We start from the raw sequence: 14,596 nt of genomic DNA on the forward strand, positions 1-14,596 counted from the left end.
CGGCCCCGTCAACAAAGTCGCGTACGTCTTCTCGGTCGGCCTCGTGAGCGAGGGCGTCTACCAGCCGATGGCCGCAGTGATGATCGCCGGGATGATTCCCCCCATCGGGATGGCGCTGTCGAACTTCGTCGCCCCCCACAAGTACGCCGAAGAGATGTACCAGAACGCGAAGAACGGCGTCATCCTCGGCTTCTCGTTCATCACCGAGGGCGCGATTCCGTACGCCGCGGCCGACCCCCTCCGCGTCATCCCCTCGATCATGGCCGGCTCTGCAGTCGGTGGGGCCCTCTCGATGGCGCTCGGCGTCGGCATGCGCGCCCCCCACGGCGGCGTCTTCGTCATCCCCCTCTCGAACAAACCCTTCCTCTTCCTCGGCTGCATCCTCCTCGGCTCGCTCGTCACCGCCGCCATCGCCACCCTCCTCAAAAGCGACTTCGAAGACGAAACCGGCACCACCACCACCACCACCTCCCCACAGGCCGGTGACTGAGCGGGCGGCCGCCCGTCGAGTGACTGAGTATTTGCGTCGCACCGACGAACAGAGACCACGCGCTCGAACACACCTCACACCCACACACCATGACAATCGACCCCAGCGACATCGACCGACTCACCCCACCCGAACTGGTAACGCTCGAAGAACCACCCGCGTCGAAGCCGGCGTGCATCGAGTTCCTGCTCGACGTGGCAGTCGAGGCGGGCCGCGTCGAGGACCGCGAGCGGGCGCTGGCGGACCTCCGTCAGCGCGAGGAGGAGGCGACGACCGGCGTCGGCTTCGGCATCGGCATCCCCCACGCGAAGACGCCGGCCGTGACCCGTCCGTCGGTCGTGTTCGGCCGTTCGGAGGCGGGAATCGACTTCGACGCGATGGACGACGAACCGGCACACCTGCTGTTCATGCTGGTCGTCCCCGCGGAGGGCGGCGAAGAACACCTCGAAATCCTCAGTTCGCTCTCGCGCGCGCTCGTGCACGAGGAGGTCCGAACGTCGCTGCGGGCGGCAGAGACCGTCGAAGCCGTCCGTGACGCTCTCAAGGAGGCGGTGTCGGGATGACCGACGTCGTCTCCGAGCGCCGCCTGCAGGGCGAGGGGGCGACACCACTCGCCGGCGTCGGGACCGTCGCGTGGTACCGTCCCGACGCCGCGGTCGACCTGGACGACCCGCCCGCGGAAGTCGACGCCGAGGCGGAACTCGCGCGGTTCGCAGAGGCCGTCGAGACTGCCCGCACGGAACTCGAACGCGAGCGCGAGGAGACCCGCGAGCGCGTCGGCGAGGAGGAGGCGGAGGTGTTCGGCGCCCACCTCCAGTTCCTCTCGGACCCGATGATCGAAGACGGTGTGGAGTCGGCCGTCGAGGACGACGGGCTGCCGGCCCCCCACGCGGTCAGAGCGGCGTTCGAGGGTCCCATCGAGCAGTTCGAGGGGATGGAGGGCCGGATGAAGGAACGCGCCGACGACCTCCGGGACGTCCGCGACCGGTTGCTCCGACTCCTGACCGGAAGCGAGCGCGTCGACCTCCGCTCGCTCCCCGAGGGGAGCGTCGTCTTCGCCGAGCGACTCACGCCCTCGGACACCGCACAGCTGGACCCCGACGTCGTCGCCGGCTTCGTCACCGCCACAGGGGGACGCACGTCGCACGCGGCCATCTTCGCCCGCTCGCTCGCCCTGCCTGCGGTCGTCGGCGTCGGCGAGGACCTGTACGATGTCGACGAGGGCACCGAGGTGGTCGTCGACGGCGACGCCGGCGAAGTCGTCCTGAACCCGAGCGAGGAGACGAAGGAGGGGGCGGCCGGGGGACTCGACGCGACCGTCCGCGAGGACCCGGTCGAGACCCGCGACGGCAAGGCGGTAGAGGTGGCCGCGAACGTCGGCCGGCCCGCCGAAATAGAGGCGGCCGTCGAGCGCGGCGCCGACGGCGTGGGGCTGTACCGGTCGGAGTTCCTCTTCGTCGACCGGCAGTCGCCACCCGAGGAGGAAGAGCAGTACGAGGCCTACCGCGACGCGCTCGACGCGTTCCCCGAGGGGAGAGTCGTCGTCCGAACGCTCGACGTCGGCGGCGACAAGCCCGTCCCGTATCTGGACCTGCCCGAGGAGGAGAACCCGTTCCTCGGCGACCGGGGTATCAGACGGTCGCTCGGCGACGACGCCGACCTGTTCGGGACTCAGCTGCGGGCTCTGCTCAGAGCCGCCGCCGACGGCGCCGGCGACCTCGCCGTGATGCTCCCGCTCGTCTCGACCGTCGAGGAGGTCCGGGCGGCCCGCGACCGACTCGAGGAGGTGGCCGACGAACTCGACGCGGCCGGCGTCGCGCACGCGCTCCCGGAGTTCGGCGTGATGATCGAGACGCCCGCCGCGGTGTTCATGGGCCCCGACCTGGCGCGGGAGGTCGACTTCTTCAGCATCGGGACGAACGACCTCGCCCAGTACGTGATGGCCGCGGCGCGCGGAAACGAGCGCGTCGCGGAGTTGAGAGACTTCCGCCAGCCGGCCGTCCTCCGGGCCATCCGGGAGACCGTTCGCGCGGCCGACGGCGAGGAGTGCTGGGTCGGGATGTGTGGCGAGATGGCCGGCGACCCCGACCTGACGGAACTGCTCCTCGGGCTGGGCCTCGACGAACTGTCGATGAGTGCCGTGACGGTGCCGGCAGTGAAACAGCGCGTCACGGAGGTCGACACCACCGTCGCGAGCGAACTCGCGACCGAGGTTGCCGAGGCAAGCACCAAAGACCAAGTGGTCAGCCGACTGAACTCACAGGGGGATTCGTCATGAACATCGTCGCAGTCACCGCGTGTCCGACCGGAATCGCACACAGCCAGATGGCCGCCGAGAACCTCGAGACCACCGCCGAGGAGATGGGCCACGACATCAAGGTCGAGGTCCAGGGGTCGATGGGCGCACAGAACGAACTCACGGCCGACGACGTCGCCGAGGCGGACGTCGTCATCATCACCGCCGACACGTCCGTCCAGCGCGACCGGTTCGAGGGGAAGCCGCTGGTGAAGAAGACGGTGAAGGACGGCGTCAACGACGCCGAGGGCGTCATTCGGGAGGCGGAACGCCTCGTCGAGAGCGGCGAGGGGGCGAGCGACGAGAGCGACGCAGGGGCGGGCGCGGCGACGGCCGACGAGACGGACGCGACGACGGCGACCGAGGAACCAGCCCGACGAGGGGGCGACCGCGAGAAAGGGCTGTTCGCGCGGCTGAAGCGACTGTTCTCCTGAGTGGGTGGTCGGACCGCCCGGTCCGCCGGGGGCCCGCTGGTGGATTTAAGGGCGCGCGGTGTCTCCGCCTACACATGCCACAGATTCACGTCGACGAGGAGACGCTCGAGCGCCTCGACAACCTCCGTATCGAGGACGAGGAGTACGACGAGATTATCACCGAGCTCATCAACATCTACCAGGCCAGCGAGATGACACTGTTCCACGCCGGCGACGAGTACTGACCTACTCCCGGTACGACCGCCGAATCTGCTCCCACTTCCCCTTCGATTCGAGGTGAGACTGGAGTTCGTCGGCGTACTCCTGGACGAGACGTTCCGCGGCGGCGAGCCGGGCGTCGTGGTCTTCTTTCCCGTTGCCGAGGCCGAGTGCGCCCTTGACCGTGTCGATGATACTGCCGCTCCCACCGTCGTCCCCTCCGCCGCCGCCGGCCATCGACTGCTGTCGCTTGCCGGCTTCCTCGATGTGCGGCATCATCCCCTCCAGTTTGTCCGTGTTCGCCACGATGCGTGCCGTCTCGGGATCGTCGGCGTTCTCGATTTCGAACTCCGTCGCGGTCATGATGAGGCTCCACTCCTGACTCTGGAACTCCGAGGCCACCACCCGTTCGTTGAACTCCCTGTCGACCGTCATTCGATCCCCGACGATACGGTCTGTCCAGTCTGCCATGGCCAGCCATAGGGTGAGGTGTCGTATCAGGGTTTCCCTCGGGACTGTCGTCGGGGGACGGCGCGTCCGCGACACGGTTCGGCGTCCACGAGCGACGGGCGACAGCGACCCGGCGGTCGGGAGCGATCGCCCGGTCAGTACTGTTCGATGGTGAACTCCGGCGAGGCGGCGATAGAGTAGCCACCGACCCCACTCAGCGACGAGTAGTCGAACTGGACGCCGAGTTCGAACGTCCGGACCGCCGCTTCGTCCGCCGGCAGTTCCGGGCCGTCCGCGCCGGAGTCCAGTTCGATGTCGGTCTCTTCGAGCTTCCGGGCCAGCGCCCAGAGCGTGCCAGGGAACCCGGACACGTCGTCGCCCTCGTACGCCGCGAACGTGACGCGGGCCGACCGGAGCGCCTCCTTGCGGGTCGAGCCGTTGAGGCCACGAACCTCGACGGTCAGCCGGGTCAACAGGAGGCGGTCGGCGTCGACGGTTCCCTCGTTGGAAATCGCCCAGTCGGCGACGTACTCCTCCGAGCGGTTGGCGGTCCCGTCGTCTGCCGACGCCGGAGCGGCGTCGGCGTCACCGTCGGGCGTTTCGGTCGCGTCGTCCGTCGGTTCGGGCGCCTCTGTGGGCTCCGGTGTTTCGGTCGCGTCGTCCGTCGGCTCGGGAGTTCTAGTCGGTTCGGACGTCTCGGTGGACTCCGGTGTCTCGGTCGCGTCGTCTGCCGACCCCGGAGTCCCGGTCGGCTCGGGCGTTTCGGCCGCATGGTCTATCGGTTCTGCCGTTTCAGCCGACTCGTCCGTCGGTTCTGCCGTTTCAGCCGACTCGTCCGTCGGTTCGGACGTCTCGGTCGTGTCGTCTGTCGGTTCGGGCGTCTCGGCCGACTCGTCCGTCGGCGTCTCCGTCATGGCCCGAATTCCTGCGTCTCGGGGGTCACCTTCAGGATTACGCGACCCGCCCGGAACGATGCCGTCGCCTCCTCACGGTCGGAGAGCGCCGCGTGTGTCCCGGCACCACCGAGCGCCGAGACCGAAGCGATACCGATGCTGGCAACGAGTTGTCTCCTACTCAGTTTCATGTTCTCTCCCGTCTGTCTGTCCGTTCGACGTAGCCTCTAGCCACAGTTCTCTCGTCTCGGTCACCAGATACAGCACGGACGGGACGACCACGAGCAGGACCGTTCCCAGTCTACTGTCCGCGAACGTCGTGATGTGTCCGTAGAGCGGGAGCGTCAGCACCAGCTTACCCACGACCATCTCGGGCGTGACGAGGTTCGGGTCGGTCCCGTCGTTTGCGTCACCTTTCGTGACGAAGGCCTGGCGCCCGTCCTCGGTCGTGACGTCGACGACCCGGTGGGTGGTCGTCGCCTCACGAGGACTGTACCTGAACGTGATCACGTCGCCCTGGTCGATGTTCTCGGCCGGGACGTCACGCACGAATATCAGGTCTCCCGCACTCATCGTCGGTTCCATACTGTCGGACAGCACGACGTAGCTGCCCCCGAGCCCCGTCGCAGGGACGAGAAAGTGTGCCACCGCAGGCGTGACTAGGACTACCAGGAGGACGACACCGAGCGTGTGTGCCTTCTCGTAGTCCATGTGATCGTCACCGGCCCCGATCAGTCGTCACCGTCGTCCTGTCCGGCGGTACCGCCCTGGGCCCGGTAGCCGGGCGTCGAGATGTACGGCCGTGCCGGACTCTCGTTGTGGCGGACCTGCTGGAAGTCGAATCCGAAGTAGAGATTGATCGTGTCCGTCTGCGCCTCGTTCCCAACGTTGAACGGGAGGTGCCAGTCGTAGCCGAAGCGGATGACGTTGTCGTTGCTCTCGCTGACGGGATCGAGGTACGTGAACTCCTGTTCATTGTTCGTGTCGCCGGCCTGCGCGCCGTTCAGGAGCGTACAGCCGGCGTACCGCCGGTTGACCGGGGCGGGGGTGGTGTAGTGCTCTCCGTCGTCGTTCCAGCCCACGGTCCCCTGGTTGAGCTGTGCGAACGTCGCGTCCGCGAGGGTGCGCGGCTTCAGCGTGCCGCTGGCGTTGTCCCAGAACGCCGGGGACGTGGCACCCTGGCTGGTCGGGTTGAACGTGGTCGGCATCCCGTTGTCGAAGAAACTGGAGTCGACGTTCGAGTCGTAGAACGGGATCAGGTGCAGGTTGTCAGCCAGCTCGCCGTTCCCGTAACTGACTGTCGTCGTGTCGTCGTTGTACGTGTTCGCGCTCACGTCGGCCGTGTGAACGCTCCCGTCGTCGACGTCCGACTCGGGATCGGTCATCGTGTTGTCGTCGTTGTTGTCGAAGTCGAGACAGGAGAACACCCACGCGGGGTTGGTGTCGACTCTGATGCCGAAGACGACCGACCCGTAGTCGCCGGGCTTCACGTCATCGAGCTCGTAACTGAAGTAGTGGGCCTCCGAGGAGTCGTCGCCGCCCTGCGCTTCGACCTGCATCCCCTCGCCGGTCTGTTCTCCGTTGTACGATGCCGCCCACTCGACAGTCCCGTCGAGTTCGCCGGCCGTGAACGTCGCCTGTGCCGTCTCGTCGTCGCTGAAGGCCGCGTACGTCCCGTACCCGGCGCCGATGCTCGCGAGTCCGATGCCGCCGATGCCCATGAGGGCTTTCCGTCGTGACAGCGTGATCTTGCTGTCGGAGTTGTCGTCTGCCATAGTCGGTCTGGCCCGTCGCGGGCCGATTCGGTCGAGGGACGTTTTGGTATTCAGTAATTACACCATCGATGAGGTATTCGGACGTTGGACGGGGTCGGGCACCTCGTGTGGCTTCGTGAACCACCCGTTAAGCGTGCGTAGCCTCCGGACAGTCGGTTCTAACTGTACAGTTAAATTCAATATAGTATGACATATTTATCAGGGTGTATTATCAACGAGTGTACGTCATGGCGAGTACACCTGCGGGGGTGGACGAGGAGGAGGCGCGTGACGTGGGCCACGAAGAGATCTTCGACGTGCTCCGGAACGATCGACGGCGGCGAGTTATCGAGGAACTGTGTTCGCACGTGGGGCAGGCTACGGTCCGGGGGTTGTCCGAGCGGATCGCAGCGTCGGAGACAGGCGAGTCGCCGCCGCCGCGCGGCGCCCGCAAGAGCGTGTACAGTTCGCTCGTTCAGACCCACCTGCCGAAACTCGACGCACGCGAAATTGTCAAGTACGACCCGGACCGGAAGACCGTCGTTCTCGACGACGGTGCGGGGGAGGCCAAGCTCTACCTCGAGGTCGTCTCCCCGTACGGCATCACCTGGATGAGCTACTACCGCTCCGTGGCGGTCGTGTCGATGCTCATCGTCATCGCGACCGAACTCAACGCGCCGGGCGTGGTCGCCGTGCCCGACCTCCTGTGGCCCGTCCTGTTCCTCCTCCTCGTCGTCGCGTCGACGGCGAGACAGCTCTGGTCCCGGCGCTGGCTCCTTCTGAACCGGTATCTCGGCTAGGCGCTCGGTACGGGCGAGACGGGACGAGCGGTGACGACGCCGACCCCCGGAGTTATACCGCGCGCTCGCACCCCCTTCTGTATGGAACGATACGACCTTCTCTATCGGCTCTACGATGAGTTCGACACGGACGCCATCCGTGACCTCCAGACGTTCGTCGACGTCTTCCCCGCCGTGGACTCTCGGGTCGCGCTCGACTACTGGCAGGAGGCCCGCGACGAACTCGACGCGCGGAGAACGGCAGTACGCGACGCATTCGGTGCCGGCGAGACGCTGGTCGAAGTCGCCGCGACGGCCGACCGCGACCACGCGTTCACCGGCCTCGACCTGCACTCGAAGTACGGACACGCGGTGAACGCCCTCGTCCTCGACGTCGACGAGACGCTCCGGTCGGCGGGCGGAACGGACAACGAGATCCCGAGAGAGACGCTCCACGCGCTCACCGAGTTCCACGAGGCCGGCGTCCCCATCGTCATCTGCACGGGCCAGACCCTGGAGAACGTCAAGGGCTTTCTCATCCAGGGGCTCGGGAACGAACTCGTCCACTCGGGAGACGTGAGCATCGTCTACGAGACGGGGACGGGCGTGTTCACCCCCGGGCACGGTTCACGGACGAAGCGCCTCCTCTACGACGAACTCGACGAGGAGATGATCCGCGTCTTCGACCGGGTCCGCTCGCGCGTCCTCCCGGAGGCACCCGACGACGTCGCTCACGGCATCCACCTCCAGGGCAACGAGTTCAACGTCACGCTCAAGCCGAACTTCGACGTCGGATCACCCGAGGCGGAACGGGTCGTCGACCGCGGACTGGTCTACCTCGTCGACCTCCTGGGTGAGGCCGTCGCGAGCGAGACGGACGAGGTGACGACGCGCGGTCCCGAGTGGGCGCGGGCGTACTTCGCGGCCGACGACCCCGAAATCGACGCGGTACTCGAAGCCGAGGAGGCGTCGGTCGACCTCTCCGTCGACGAGGTGCCCGCAGAGGTCGTCTCGGTCTTCGAACGGGTCGACGTCGCCTACTACCACGCGGACGCCGCCGAGGTGGGGTCGCTGGAACTCAACAAGCCCCGCGGCGTCCGGGCCGCGCTGGACGTCCTCGACGTCGACGACCCGTTCCTGGCCGTGATGGGCGACTCGAAGTCCGACCTCCGGGTGATGGAGTGGGCCGCCGAGAACGACTGTGGCATCGCGGCCGCGCCCGAACACGCCTCGGCGGCGGTGCTGGACCACGTCCGGGCGACCGACGGTCTCGTCTTCGACCGCGGCGGTGCGGCGGCGATGCTCCACACCGTCTACGTCATGAACCTCCTCGCCGACCTCTGAGTCCCGACATCCGGTGCCGGCGGCGTCCGTCGCTGTGAACGAGTCGCGGTTATCAGCTGGCGTCGCTCTCTCCGACACAGAGTATCTTCGGGCGTCTGAGGCCGTTTCGGGACGGCGAGAGGGAGCGTTCCTCCCCGCGTCTCCAAAGATTTACCACACGTCCAGTGAACGCACGACCATGGGAGTCGACTACTCGGACCTGCACGACCCGAACGCGGAGTACACGATGCGGGAACTCTCCAGGGAGACCATGGGCGTCACCGCGAAGCGCGGTGGCGGCCGCGACGTCGAGATTACCGACGTCCAGACCACGATGGTCGACGGCAACTTCCCGTGGACCCTGGTCAGAGTGTACACCGACGCCGGCATCGTCGGCACCGGCGAGGCGTACTGGGGCGCGGGGGTCCCGGAACTCGTCCAGCGCATGAAGCCGTTCGTCGTCGGCGAGAACCCCCTCGACATCGACCGCCTCTTCGAGCACCTCGTCCAGAAGATGTCCGGCGAGGGGAGCGTCGAGGGCGTCACCGTGACGGCCATCGCGGGCATCGAGATCGCCCTGCACGACCTCGCGGGCAAGATTCTGGAGGTACCCGCCTACCAGTTGCTGGGTGGAAAGTACCGCGACCGGATGCGCGTCTACTGTGACTGTCACACCGAGGAGGAGGCCGACGCGGACGCCTGCGCCGACGAGGCCGAACGCGTCGTCGAGGAACTGGGGTACGACGCGCTGAAGTTCGACCTCGACGTCCCCTCGGGACTGGAGAAGGACCGCGCGAACCGTCACCTCCGTCCCGGCGAAATCCGCCACAAGGCGGAGATCGTCGAGAAGGTGACGGAACGGGTGAAAGACCGCGCGGACGTCGCCTTCGACTGCCACTGGACGTTCTCTGGTGGGTCGGCGAAACGGCTCGCCGCCGCCATCGAGGAGTACGACGTCTGGTGGCTCGAAGACCCCGTCCCGCCGGAGAACCTCGCTGTCCAGGAGGACGTCACGAAGTCGACGACGACGCCCATCACCGTCGGCGAGAACCGCTACCGGGTCACGGAGGAGCGACGCCTCATCGAGAACCAGGCAGTCGACATCATCGCGCCCGACCTCCCGAAAGTCGGGGGAATGCGAGAGACGCGGAAGGTCGCCGACGTCGCCAACCAGTACTACGTCCCGGTGGCGATGCACAACGTCTCCTCGCCCGTCGCGACGATGGCCTCCGCACACGTCGGGACCGCCATCCCGAACGCACTCGCCGTCGAGTACCACTCGTACGAACTCGGCTGGTGGGGGGACCTCGTCGAGGAGACGGTCATCGAGGACGGCTACATCACCATCCCCGAGGAGCCCGGCCTGGGCGTGACGCTCGACATGGACGCCGTCGCGGAGCACATGGTCGAGGGCGACGAGTTGTTCGACGAGGCGTAGGAAGCCTTCCGACCGACCGCCGTCACTTCGAAATCGTGACCGGACAGTGCGACGCCACGGACGCCGTGTCGCTCCGTGGCTCGAAGCGGGACGAGTACGGGTACGGGAGGATGTCTACGCATTGACGCTGTCTCGTCGGCGGTTTGCGCGTTGTGCTCGCTCGTCGTCGGGCCAACAGTTTTCGAGACACGGCACGTCGGTACTGTCGCATGTCAACAGAGTACACCGTCGACCACGAACTCTCCGACGACGACGCGAACATCCACAACGTGTGGGACAACAGCCTCGACCCGACGCTGACAGTGGAACCGGGGGAGGTGGTGCGCTTCGAGTGTCGTGACGCGCTCGACGGCCAGGTCGGTCGTGATTCGACGGCCGAGGACCTGGCCAACGCGAGTTTCGACCCCGTCCATCCCCTGACAGGCCCGGTCGCCGTGGAAGGCGCAGAGCCGGGTGACGTCCTCGCCGTCGACTTCCTCGACTTCGAACACAAGGGCTGGGGGTTCACGGGATTCATGCCGGGCGAGATGGGGCTGGGTCTCCTCCCGGAAGACTTCCCCGATGCCGGCCTGCACGTCTGGGAACTCGACGACGAGGTGGCTCACTTCGTGAACGAAATCGAGGTTCCGCTGGACATGTTCCCCGGCATCGCGGGCGTCGCCCCCGCCGAGGACGGCGAACACGACACACTCCCCCCGCGTGACACGGGCGGCAACTTCGACATCAAGCACCTCACGGAAGGGTCGACCCTCTACCTCCCTGTCGAGGTCGACGGTGCCCTCTTCTCGACCGCCGACTGTCACGCCGCCCAGGGCGACGGCGAGGTCTGTGTGACCGGCATCGAGGCCCCGATGTTCGTCACCGCGCGGTTCCGAGTCCTGAACGACAAGTCCATCTCACAGCCAGAGTTGGAGACGACGGGTCCGTTCACTCCAACCGGGAGAGACGAGCCGATGTACGGGACGGCCGGCATCGCCGACGACCTCATGGAGGCGACGAAGAAGGCCGTCCGCCACATGATCGACCACCTGGAGTCGGAACGCGGCCTCACCCGCGAGGAGGCGTACATCCTCTGCTCTGCGGCCGTCGACCTGAAGATCAACGAGGTGGTCGACGCGCCGAACTGGACGGTGACCGCGTACCTGCCCGAGAGCATCTTTCCCTGAAGACCACGCCGAAGAGGAGTGAGCTCAGTCCTCGGGGAACCAGCCTCCCGTTCCGCTGTCACCCTGGCCGAAGAACTCGGAGTCGGACTGCGTGTGCGGTGGGCGGTACTTCGCGGACTGTGCGTACGGTGTCTCCTCGAGTGTCTCCGTCGGGACGTCCGCACGCGGAGAGATCTGGAGCAGGGATTCGACGTCGACGTGGGCGAGGCTGGCGTCGAGGTCCGCGTCCGTCTCCCAGAGGACCTCGTCGACCGAGCGGTCCTCGAAGAACTCGTCGAACCGGTCGGTGGTGAGCTCCGGGTACGTGACGAGGAGGTCGGAGCCGAACTCGGTCGCCGACAACGACCCGTCGTACAGTCCCGCGAGCAGGAGGTCGGCGAAGAGTTCCCAGTCGCGTTCTGACCGGAGCACGACGGGGAGTTCGTCCACACCGACCGTCCGCGACTCGGAGGCGTCCCCGTCCGGTGGCGCGTCGTCGGGCCGGTCAGCTGTGGCATCTGTGGGGTCGGGAGCGGCGACGGCAGGTGTGACGGGTGGGGCCGCTTCGGAGAGCGCCTCGTGGAATCGGTCCCGGAGGGCGACGGCGGTGAGCCGAGCGAACAGGTCGTGGTCGCGGTTGAGTTCGGGGAGGAGCCGCGGCCACCGGAGACTGATGGTGACGAACTTCCCGAGTTGGTCGAGCGTCAGGTCCGTCTGCTCGAACACGCCGACCTCCTGTGCCAGAAGCGCCCGGAGCCGGTAGAGACTGATGAACTTCTTTATCTGTCGAGGGTTGTACCCGAGCGCGGGCGCGGCCCACCCGAGTGCGGTCCGGAGCGTCTCGTCCGACCAGTCCCGCGCCCACAGGGTGTACGGTTCGGCGGGCTCCGGTGGGTTCTGCGGGGACACTTGCGGGTACTCGGCCGTCCGCATCGCCACGAACTCGTCGGGGCCGAACGAGTCGCCGTACTCACGCTGAAACGCCATCAACTCCATCACGAACCGGTCCACGTCGTCAGGTGAGGGCCGCGGGATGAGAAACGGGACCTGCACGAACTTCTCGATGAACGCGTAGCCGTAGTCGAGGCCGAACGACTGGCGCGACTCGACGTTGAGGTGATCGAGGAGGTCCTCGTGTTTCGCGGCGAGACCGGCGGCGACCTTCTCGCGGTCCATCCCGAGGAGGAACACGAGCCGAGGGTCGTCCGAGAGCATGAGGTTGATCGACTGCATCAGTTCAGCCGCCCGAGGCACCGCACACCGGTCGAGGTCGTCGATGAACACGAACACCCGGTGGTCGCCGACGTACGCGTCGAGGACGCGACGGAGGTCCTCGTGGAAGCGTTCGAGGAAGGAGACGTGTCCCTCGTAGTTCGGGTCACGGACGTACGCCTCCAGTTCGCGCTCGGTCCGTTCGACGACGTTCCGCCGCGTCCACAGCCACACGCCGACGAAGGACGTGACGCCGCCGCCGAACCCGAACGTGGCGACGACCGCTGTGCTGTCAGCGCTCCCGAGGAGCGTCGGTCCGGCGACCGCCGCGAGGACTGCCGTGACGACCACGGCGAGGACGGCCAGCAGCGTCGTCCCCATCGCCCGTGCGACAGCGGCGCGGCCACGGCGTCTGTCGAAGCGGTCGAGAACGAGGGCGAGTCGGGCGCGGCGTCGATCCTGTGGCGTCAGTTTCCTCGAGAGCCCGTCCAGCACGGCCAGCATGAACGCCGCCCACAGCGCGTCCTCCCCCTCGTGTCGCCAGGGGTTGAAGCGGACGGTGAGGTGACCCTCACTGCGGAGTTCGTGTTCGAGTTGCGACATGAACGACGACTTACCGGCACCCCACGTCCCCTCGACGGAGACTGCGAGCGGCGGTGTCGTCTCACGCTGTCTGAGGAACGTCGCGAGCGCCCCGACGTACGGCTCGAAGCCGAGCGCATCGTGTGCTGTCGGTCTGTCGCCGAACGCAGCGCCGACCGGCGTTCGAGCGCCTGGCTCCCCCTCCCACTCGGGCTGGTCTGTCATACCGTAGCAGAGGCCGCCCGGTAGCATCAGCTTGTCGCACAGCCGACACGAACGTCGGCGAGCGGGCGGTCTCACCCGACGCTGACGCCCTCGGCCGCCGAACAGACGAACGTCCGCGGGTCGACGTCGGTATCCGCACGCTCGGCGTACGCCGCGTCGACGTGTGCGCGGAAGTCGTCGACGGCCCCGGCTTCGACCAGGGCGACGACGCTCCCACCGAAGCCTCCGCCCGTCATCCGCGCGCCGAGGACGCCGGACGTCTCCCAGGCGAGTTCGACCACCGCGTCCAGTTCTCGACAGGACACCTCGTAGTCGTCACGGAGACTCGCGTGCGACTCGAACATGCAGTCGCCGACGGCCTCGACGTCCCCGGCTTCGAGCGCGTCGACGGCCGTTCGCACCCGTTCGTTCTCGGTGACGACGTGGCGGGCCCGCCGCCGGAGCGTGCTCGGGAGGTCGTCACTGTGGGCGACGAGGGCGTCCCGGTCGACGTCCCGGAGCGACGTCACGTCGCCGAGCGACGCGTCGAACCGTGCTACCGCCGCCTCGCACTCGCGCACCCGGTCGTTGTACGCCGACGAGGCGAGTTCGTGTTCGACGCGCGTGTCGACGACGACAGTCCGGAGACCGTCGTCGTCGAACGTGACCCCTCGCGTCTCCCGGGAGCGACAGTCGAGGAAGAGCGCCTCTCCCGCCCGGCACAGCGCGCTGGCATACTGGTCCATGATGCCGCAGTCGAGGCCGACGAACCCGGTCTCGGCGCGCCAGGCCGCCTCTGCCAGGTCGCGTCGCGGCAGCGCCTCCCCCGGCGTGTCGAGGGCGTACGCCGCGGCCGCCGTCGCCACTTCGAGCGCCGCCGACGAGGAGAGGCCGGCCCCGCGGGGGACGTCGCCCGCGACGAGGAGGTCGAGTCCCCGTTCAGCGGTGAGGTCCGCGGCGGCGAGTTCGACGAGGACGCCGAGCGGGTAGTTCGCCCACATCGCGTCGTGGGTGTCGAGTGGGTCGTCCGGGAGCCCGTCGACCCGGACCTCCCCCTCGAAGTCGGTCGAACGGAGCCTGTACCGGCCGTCGTCGCGCGGTGCGATGGCGACGGCGGTGCGGTAGTCGATGGCCACCGGGAGGACGAGCCCCTGGTTGTAGTCGGTGTGACCGCCGACGAGGTTCACTCTCCCGGGGGCGCTCGCCACCGCCTCCGGTGCCCGGTCGTACGCCGCCTCGAACGCCCGTCGTGCCTCCCCTGTCGTCATAGGTTCGTACGTGTCCCGTTTCGAGGGAGGCGCTTCATCCTGTCGGCTGAGAGCCGTCGACCGTGGCTCGTAGCGGTGGACGACGGGGGAGACGGGAACGAGTCAGGCCGTGCGCGACTCGGCGACCGAC

16 protein-coding genes are annotated in these 14,596 nt (G+C 67.4%); 9 read left to right on the forward strand and 7 right to left on the reverse strand.

Annotated features, from left to right (window positions below; translation table 11 throughout):
- The 5 genes from ACESK5_RS16095 to ACESK5_RS16115 form a co-directional block, all read left to right on the forward strand.
- Positions 1–490 (forward strand): fructose-specific PTS transporter subunit EIIC (locus ACESK5_RS16095; RefSeq protein WP_372912599.1); only part of this gene is annotated, 490 nt, incomplete at its 5' end.
- A gap of 89 nt (positions 491–579) precedes the next feature.
- Complete coding sequence (locus ACESK5_RS16100) at positions 580–1,053, forward strand: PTS sugar transporter subunit IIA (protein WP_372912600.1); 474 nt, start codon at positions 580–582, stop codon at positions 1,051–1,053.
- Positions 1,050–2,768, forward strand: coding sequence for a phosphoenolpyruvate--protein phosphotransferase (gene ptsP, locus ACESK5_RS16105; protein WP_372912601.1), 1,719 nt, complete (start codon positions 1,050–1,052; stop codon positions 2,766–2,768). Before ACESK5_RS16100 ends, ptsP begins: the two co-directional genes overlap by 4 nt.
- Complete coding sequence (locus tag ACESK5_RS16110) at positions 2,765–3,220, forward strand: PTS fructose transporter subunit IIB (protein ID WP_372912602.1); 456 nt, start codon at positions 2,765–2,767, stop codon at positions 3,218–3,220. The genes ptsP and ACESK5_RS16110 overlap by 4 nt, the downstream gene beginning before the upstream one ends.
- Positions 3,221–3,294: 74 nt before the next feature.
- Positions 3,295–3,444, forward strand: coding sequence for a hypothetical protein (locus ACESK5_RS16115; protein ID WP_372912603.1), 150 nt, complete (start codon positions 3,295–3,297; stop codon positions 3,442–3,444).
- Between the two features lies 1 nt (position 3,445).
- Here ACESK5_RS16115 and ACESK5_RS16120 read toward each other — a convergent pair whose 3' ends face one another.
- The 5 genes from ACESK5_RS16120 to ACESK5_RS16140 form a co-directional block, all read right to left on the reverse strand.
- Entirely contained in the window at positions 3,446–3,889 is a 444-nt protein-coding gene (locus ACESK5_RS16120) for a DUF5799 family protein (protein ID WP_372912604.1), read from the reverse strand.
- A 134-nt stretch (positions 3,890–4,023) separates the two neighbouring features.
- Entirely contained in the window at positions 4,024–4,782 is a 759-nt protein-coding gene (locus tag ACESK5_RS16125) for a hypothetical protein (RefSeq protein ID WP_372912605.1), read from the reverse strand.
- Complete coding sequence (locus ACESK5_RS16130; RefSeq protein ID WP_372912606.1) at positions 4,779–4,952, reverse strand: SipW-dependent-type signal peptide-containing protein; 174 nt, start codon at positions 4,950–4,952, stop codon at positions 4,779–4,781. The genes ACESK5_RS16125 and ACESK5_RS16130 overlap by 4 nt, the downstream gene beginning before the upstream one ends.
- The gene (locus ACESK5_RS16135; RefSeq protein WP_372912607.1) at positions 4,939–5,472 is read right to left on the reverse strand and encodes a signal peptidase I; all 534 of its coding nucleotides are present in this window, start codon (positions 5,470–5,472) and stop codon (positions 4,939–4,941) included. Before ACESK5_RS16135 ends, ACESK5_RS16130 begins: the two co-directional genes overlap by 14 nt.
- A gap of 20 nt (positions 5,473–5,492) precedes the next feature.
- Entirely contained in the window at positions 5,493–6,536 is a 1,044-nt protein-coding gene (locus ACESK5_RS16140) for a SipW-dependent-type signal peptide-containing protein (RefSeq protein WP_372912608.1), read from the reverse strand.
- A gap of 227 nt (positions 6,537–6,763) precedes the next feature.
- On the opposite strand from ACESK5_RS16140, the gene ACESK5_RS16145 reads away from it, so the two are divergent.
- The 4 genes from ACESK5_RS16145 to ACESK5_RS16160 all read left to right on the forward strand — a co-directional run bounded on the left by ACESK5_RS16145 (position 6,764) and on the right by ACESK5_RS16160 (position 11,221).
- Complete coding sequence (locus ACESK5_RS16145) at positions 6,764–7,315, forward strand: hypothetical protein (RefSeq protein WP_372912609.1); 552 nt, start codon at positions 6,764–6,766, stop codon at positions 7,313–7,315.
- Between the two features lie 81 nt (positions 7,316–7,396).
- Positions 7,397–8,638 (forward strand): HAD family hydrolase, encoded by a 1,242-nt coding sequence (locus tag ACESK5_RS16150; protein WP_372912610.1) that lies wholly within the window; start codon positions 7,397–7,399, stop codon positions 8,636–8,638.
- Positions 8,639–8,816: 178 nt separating this feature from the next.
- The gene (locus tag ACESK5_RS16155; protein ID WP_372912611.1) at positions 8,817–10,055 is read left to right on the forward strand and encodes a mandelate racemase/muconate lactonizing enzyme family protein; all 1,239 of its coding nucleotides are present in this window, start codon (positions 8,817–8,819) and stop codon (positions 10,053–10,055) included.
- A gap of 209 nt (positions 10,056–10,264) precedes the next feature.
- Positions 10,265–11,221, forward strand: coding sequence for an acetamidase/formamidase family protein (locus ACESK5_RS16160; RefSeq protein ID WP_372912612.1), 957 nt, complete (start codon positions 10,265–10,267; stop codon positions 11,219–11,221).
- Between the two features lie 24 nt (positions 11,222–11,245).
- Here the strand turns inward: ACESK5_RS16160 and ACESK5_RS16165 are convergent, their stop codons facing one another.
- Positions 11,246–13,219, reverse strand: coding sequence for a P-loop NTPase fold protein (locus ACESK5_RS16165; RefSeq protein WP_372912613.1), 1,974 nt, complete (start codon positions 13,217–13,219; stop codon positions 11,246–11,248).
- A 71-nt stretch (positions 13,220–13,290) separates the two neighbouring features.
- Entirely contained in the window at positions 13,291–14,466 is a 1,176-nt protein-coding gene (gene galK, locus ACESK5_RS16170) for a galactokinase (RefSeq protein WP_372912614.1), read from the reverse strand.
- Positions 14,467–14,596: the final 130 nt, after the last annotated feature.

The sequence above is a fragment of the Salinigranum sp. genome, assembly GCF_041641895.1.
Classification (GTDB): Archaea; Halobacteriota; Halobacteria; order Halobacteriales; family Haloferacaceae; genus Salinigranum.

Excerpts from the sequence above, each read along its gene's own strand:
- ACESK5_RS16140 (WP_372912608.1), bottom strand. The coding sequence starts at position 6,536 with ATGGCAGACGACAACTCCGACAGCAAGATCACGCTGTCACGACGGAAA.
- ACESK5_RS16165 (WP_372912613.1), bottom strand. The coding sequence starts at position 13,219 with ATGACAGACCAGCCCGAGTGGGAGGGGGAGCCAGGCGCTCGAACGCCG.
- ACESK5_RS16115 (WP_372912603.1), top strand. The coding sequence starts at position 3,295 with ATGCCACAGATTCACGTCGACGAGGAGACGCTCGAGCGCCTCGACAAC.
- ACESK5_RS16150 (WP_372912610.1), top strand. The coding sequence starts at position 7,397 with ATGGAACGATACGACCTTCTCTATCGGCTCTACGATGAGTTCGACACG.
- ACESK5_RS16110 (WP_372912602.1), top strand. The coding sequence starts at position 2,765 with ATGAACATCGTCGCAGTCACCGCGTGTCCGACCGGAATCGCACACAGC.
- ACESK5_RS16155 (WP_372912611.1), top strand. The coding sequence starts at position 8,817 with ATGGGAGTCGACTACTCGGACCTGCACGACCCGAACGCGGAGTACACG.
- ACESK5_RS16100 (WP_372912600.1), top strand. The coding sequence starts at position 580 with ATGACAATCGACCCCAGCGACATCGACCGACTCACCCCACCCGAACTG.
- ACESK5_RS16160 (WP_372912612.1), top strand. The coding sequence starts at position 10,265 with ATGTCAACAGAGTACACCGTCGACCACGAACTCTCCGACGACGACGCG.
- ACESK5_RS16145 (WP_372912609.1), top strand. The coding sequence starts at position 6,764 with ATGGCGAGTACACCTGCGGGGGTGGACGAGGAGGAGGCGCGTGACGTG.
- ACESK5_RS16120 (WP_372912604.1), bottom strand. The coding sequence starts at position 3,889 with ATGGCAGACTGGACAGACCGTATCGTCGGGGATCGAATGACGGTCGAC.
- galK (WP_372912614.1), bottom strand. The coding sequence starts at position 14,466 with ATGACGACAGGGGAGGCACGACGGGCGTTCGAGGCGGCGTACGACCGG.
- ACESK5_RS16135 (WP_372912607.1), bottom strand. The coding sequence starts at position 5,472 with ATGGACTACGAGAAGGCACACACGCTCGGTGTCGTCCTCCTGGTAGTC.
- ACESK5_RS16130 (WP_372912606.1), bottom strand. The coding sequence starts at position 4,952 with ATGAAACTGAGTAGGAGACAACTCGTTGCCAGCATCGGTATCGCTTCG.
- ACESK5_RS16125 (WP_372912605.1), bottom strand. The coding sequence starts at position 4,782 with ATGACGGAGACGCCGACGGACGAGTCGGCCGAGACGCCCGAACCGACA.
- ptsP (WP_372912601.1), top strand. The coding sequence starts at position 1,050 with ATGACCGACGTCGTCTCCGAGCGCCGCCTGCAGGGCGAGGGGGCGACA.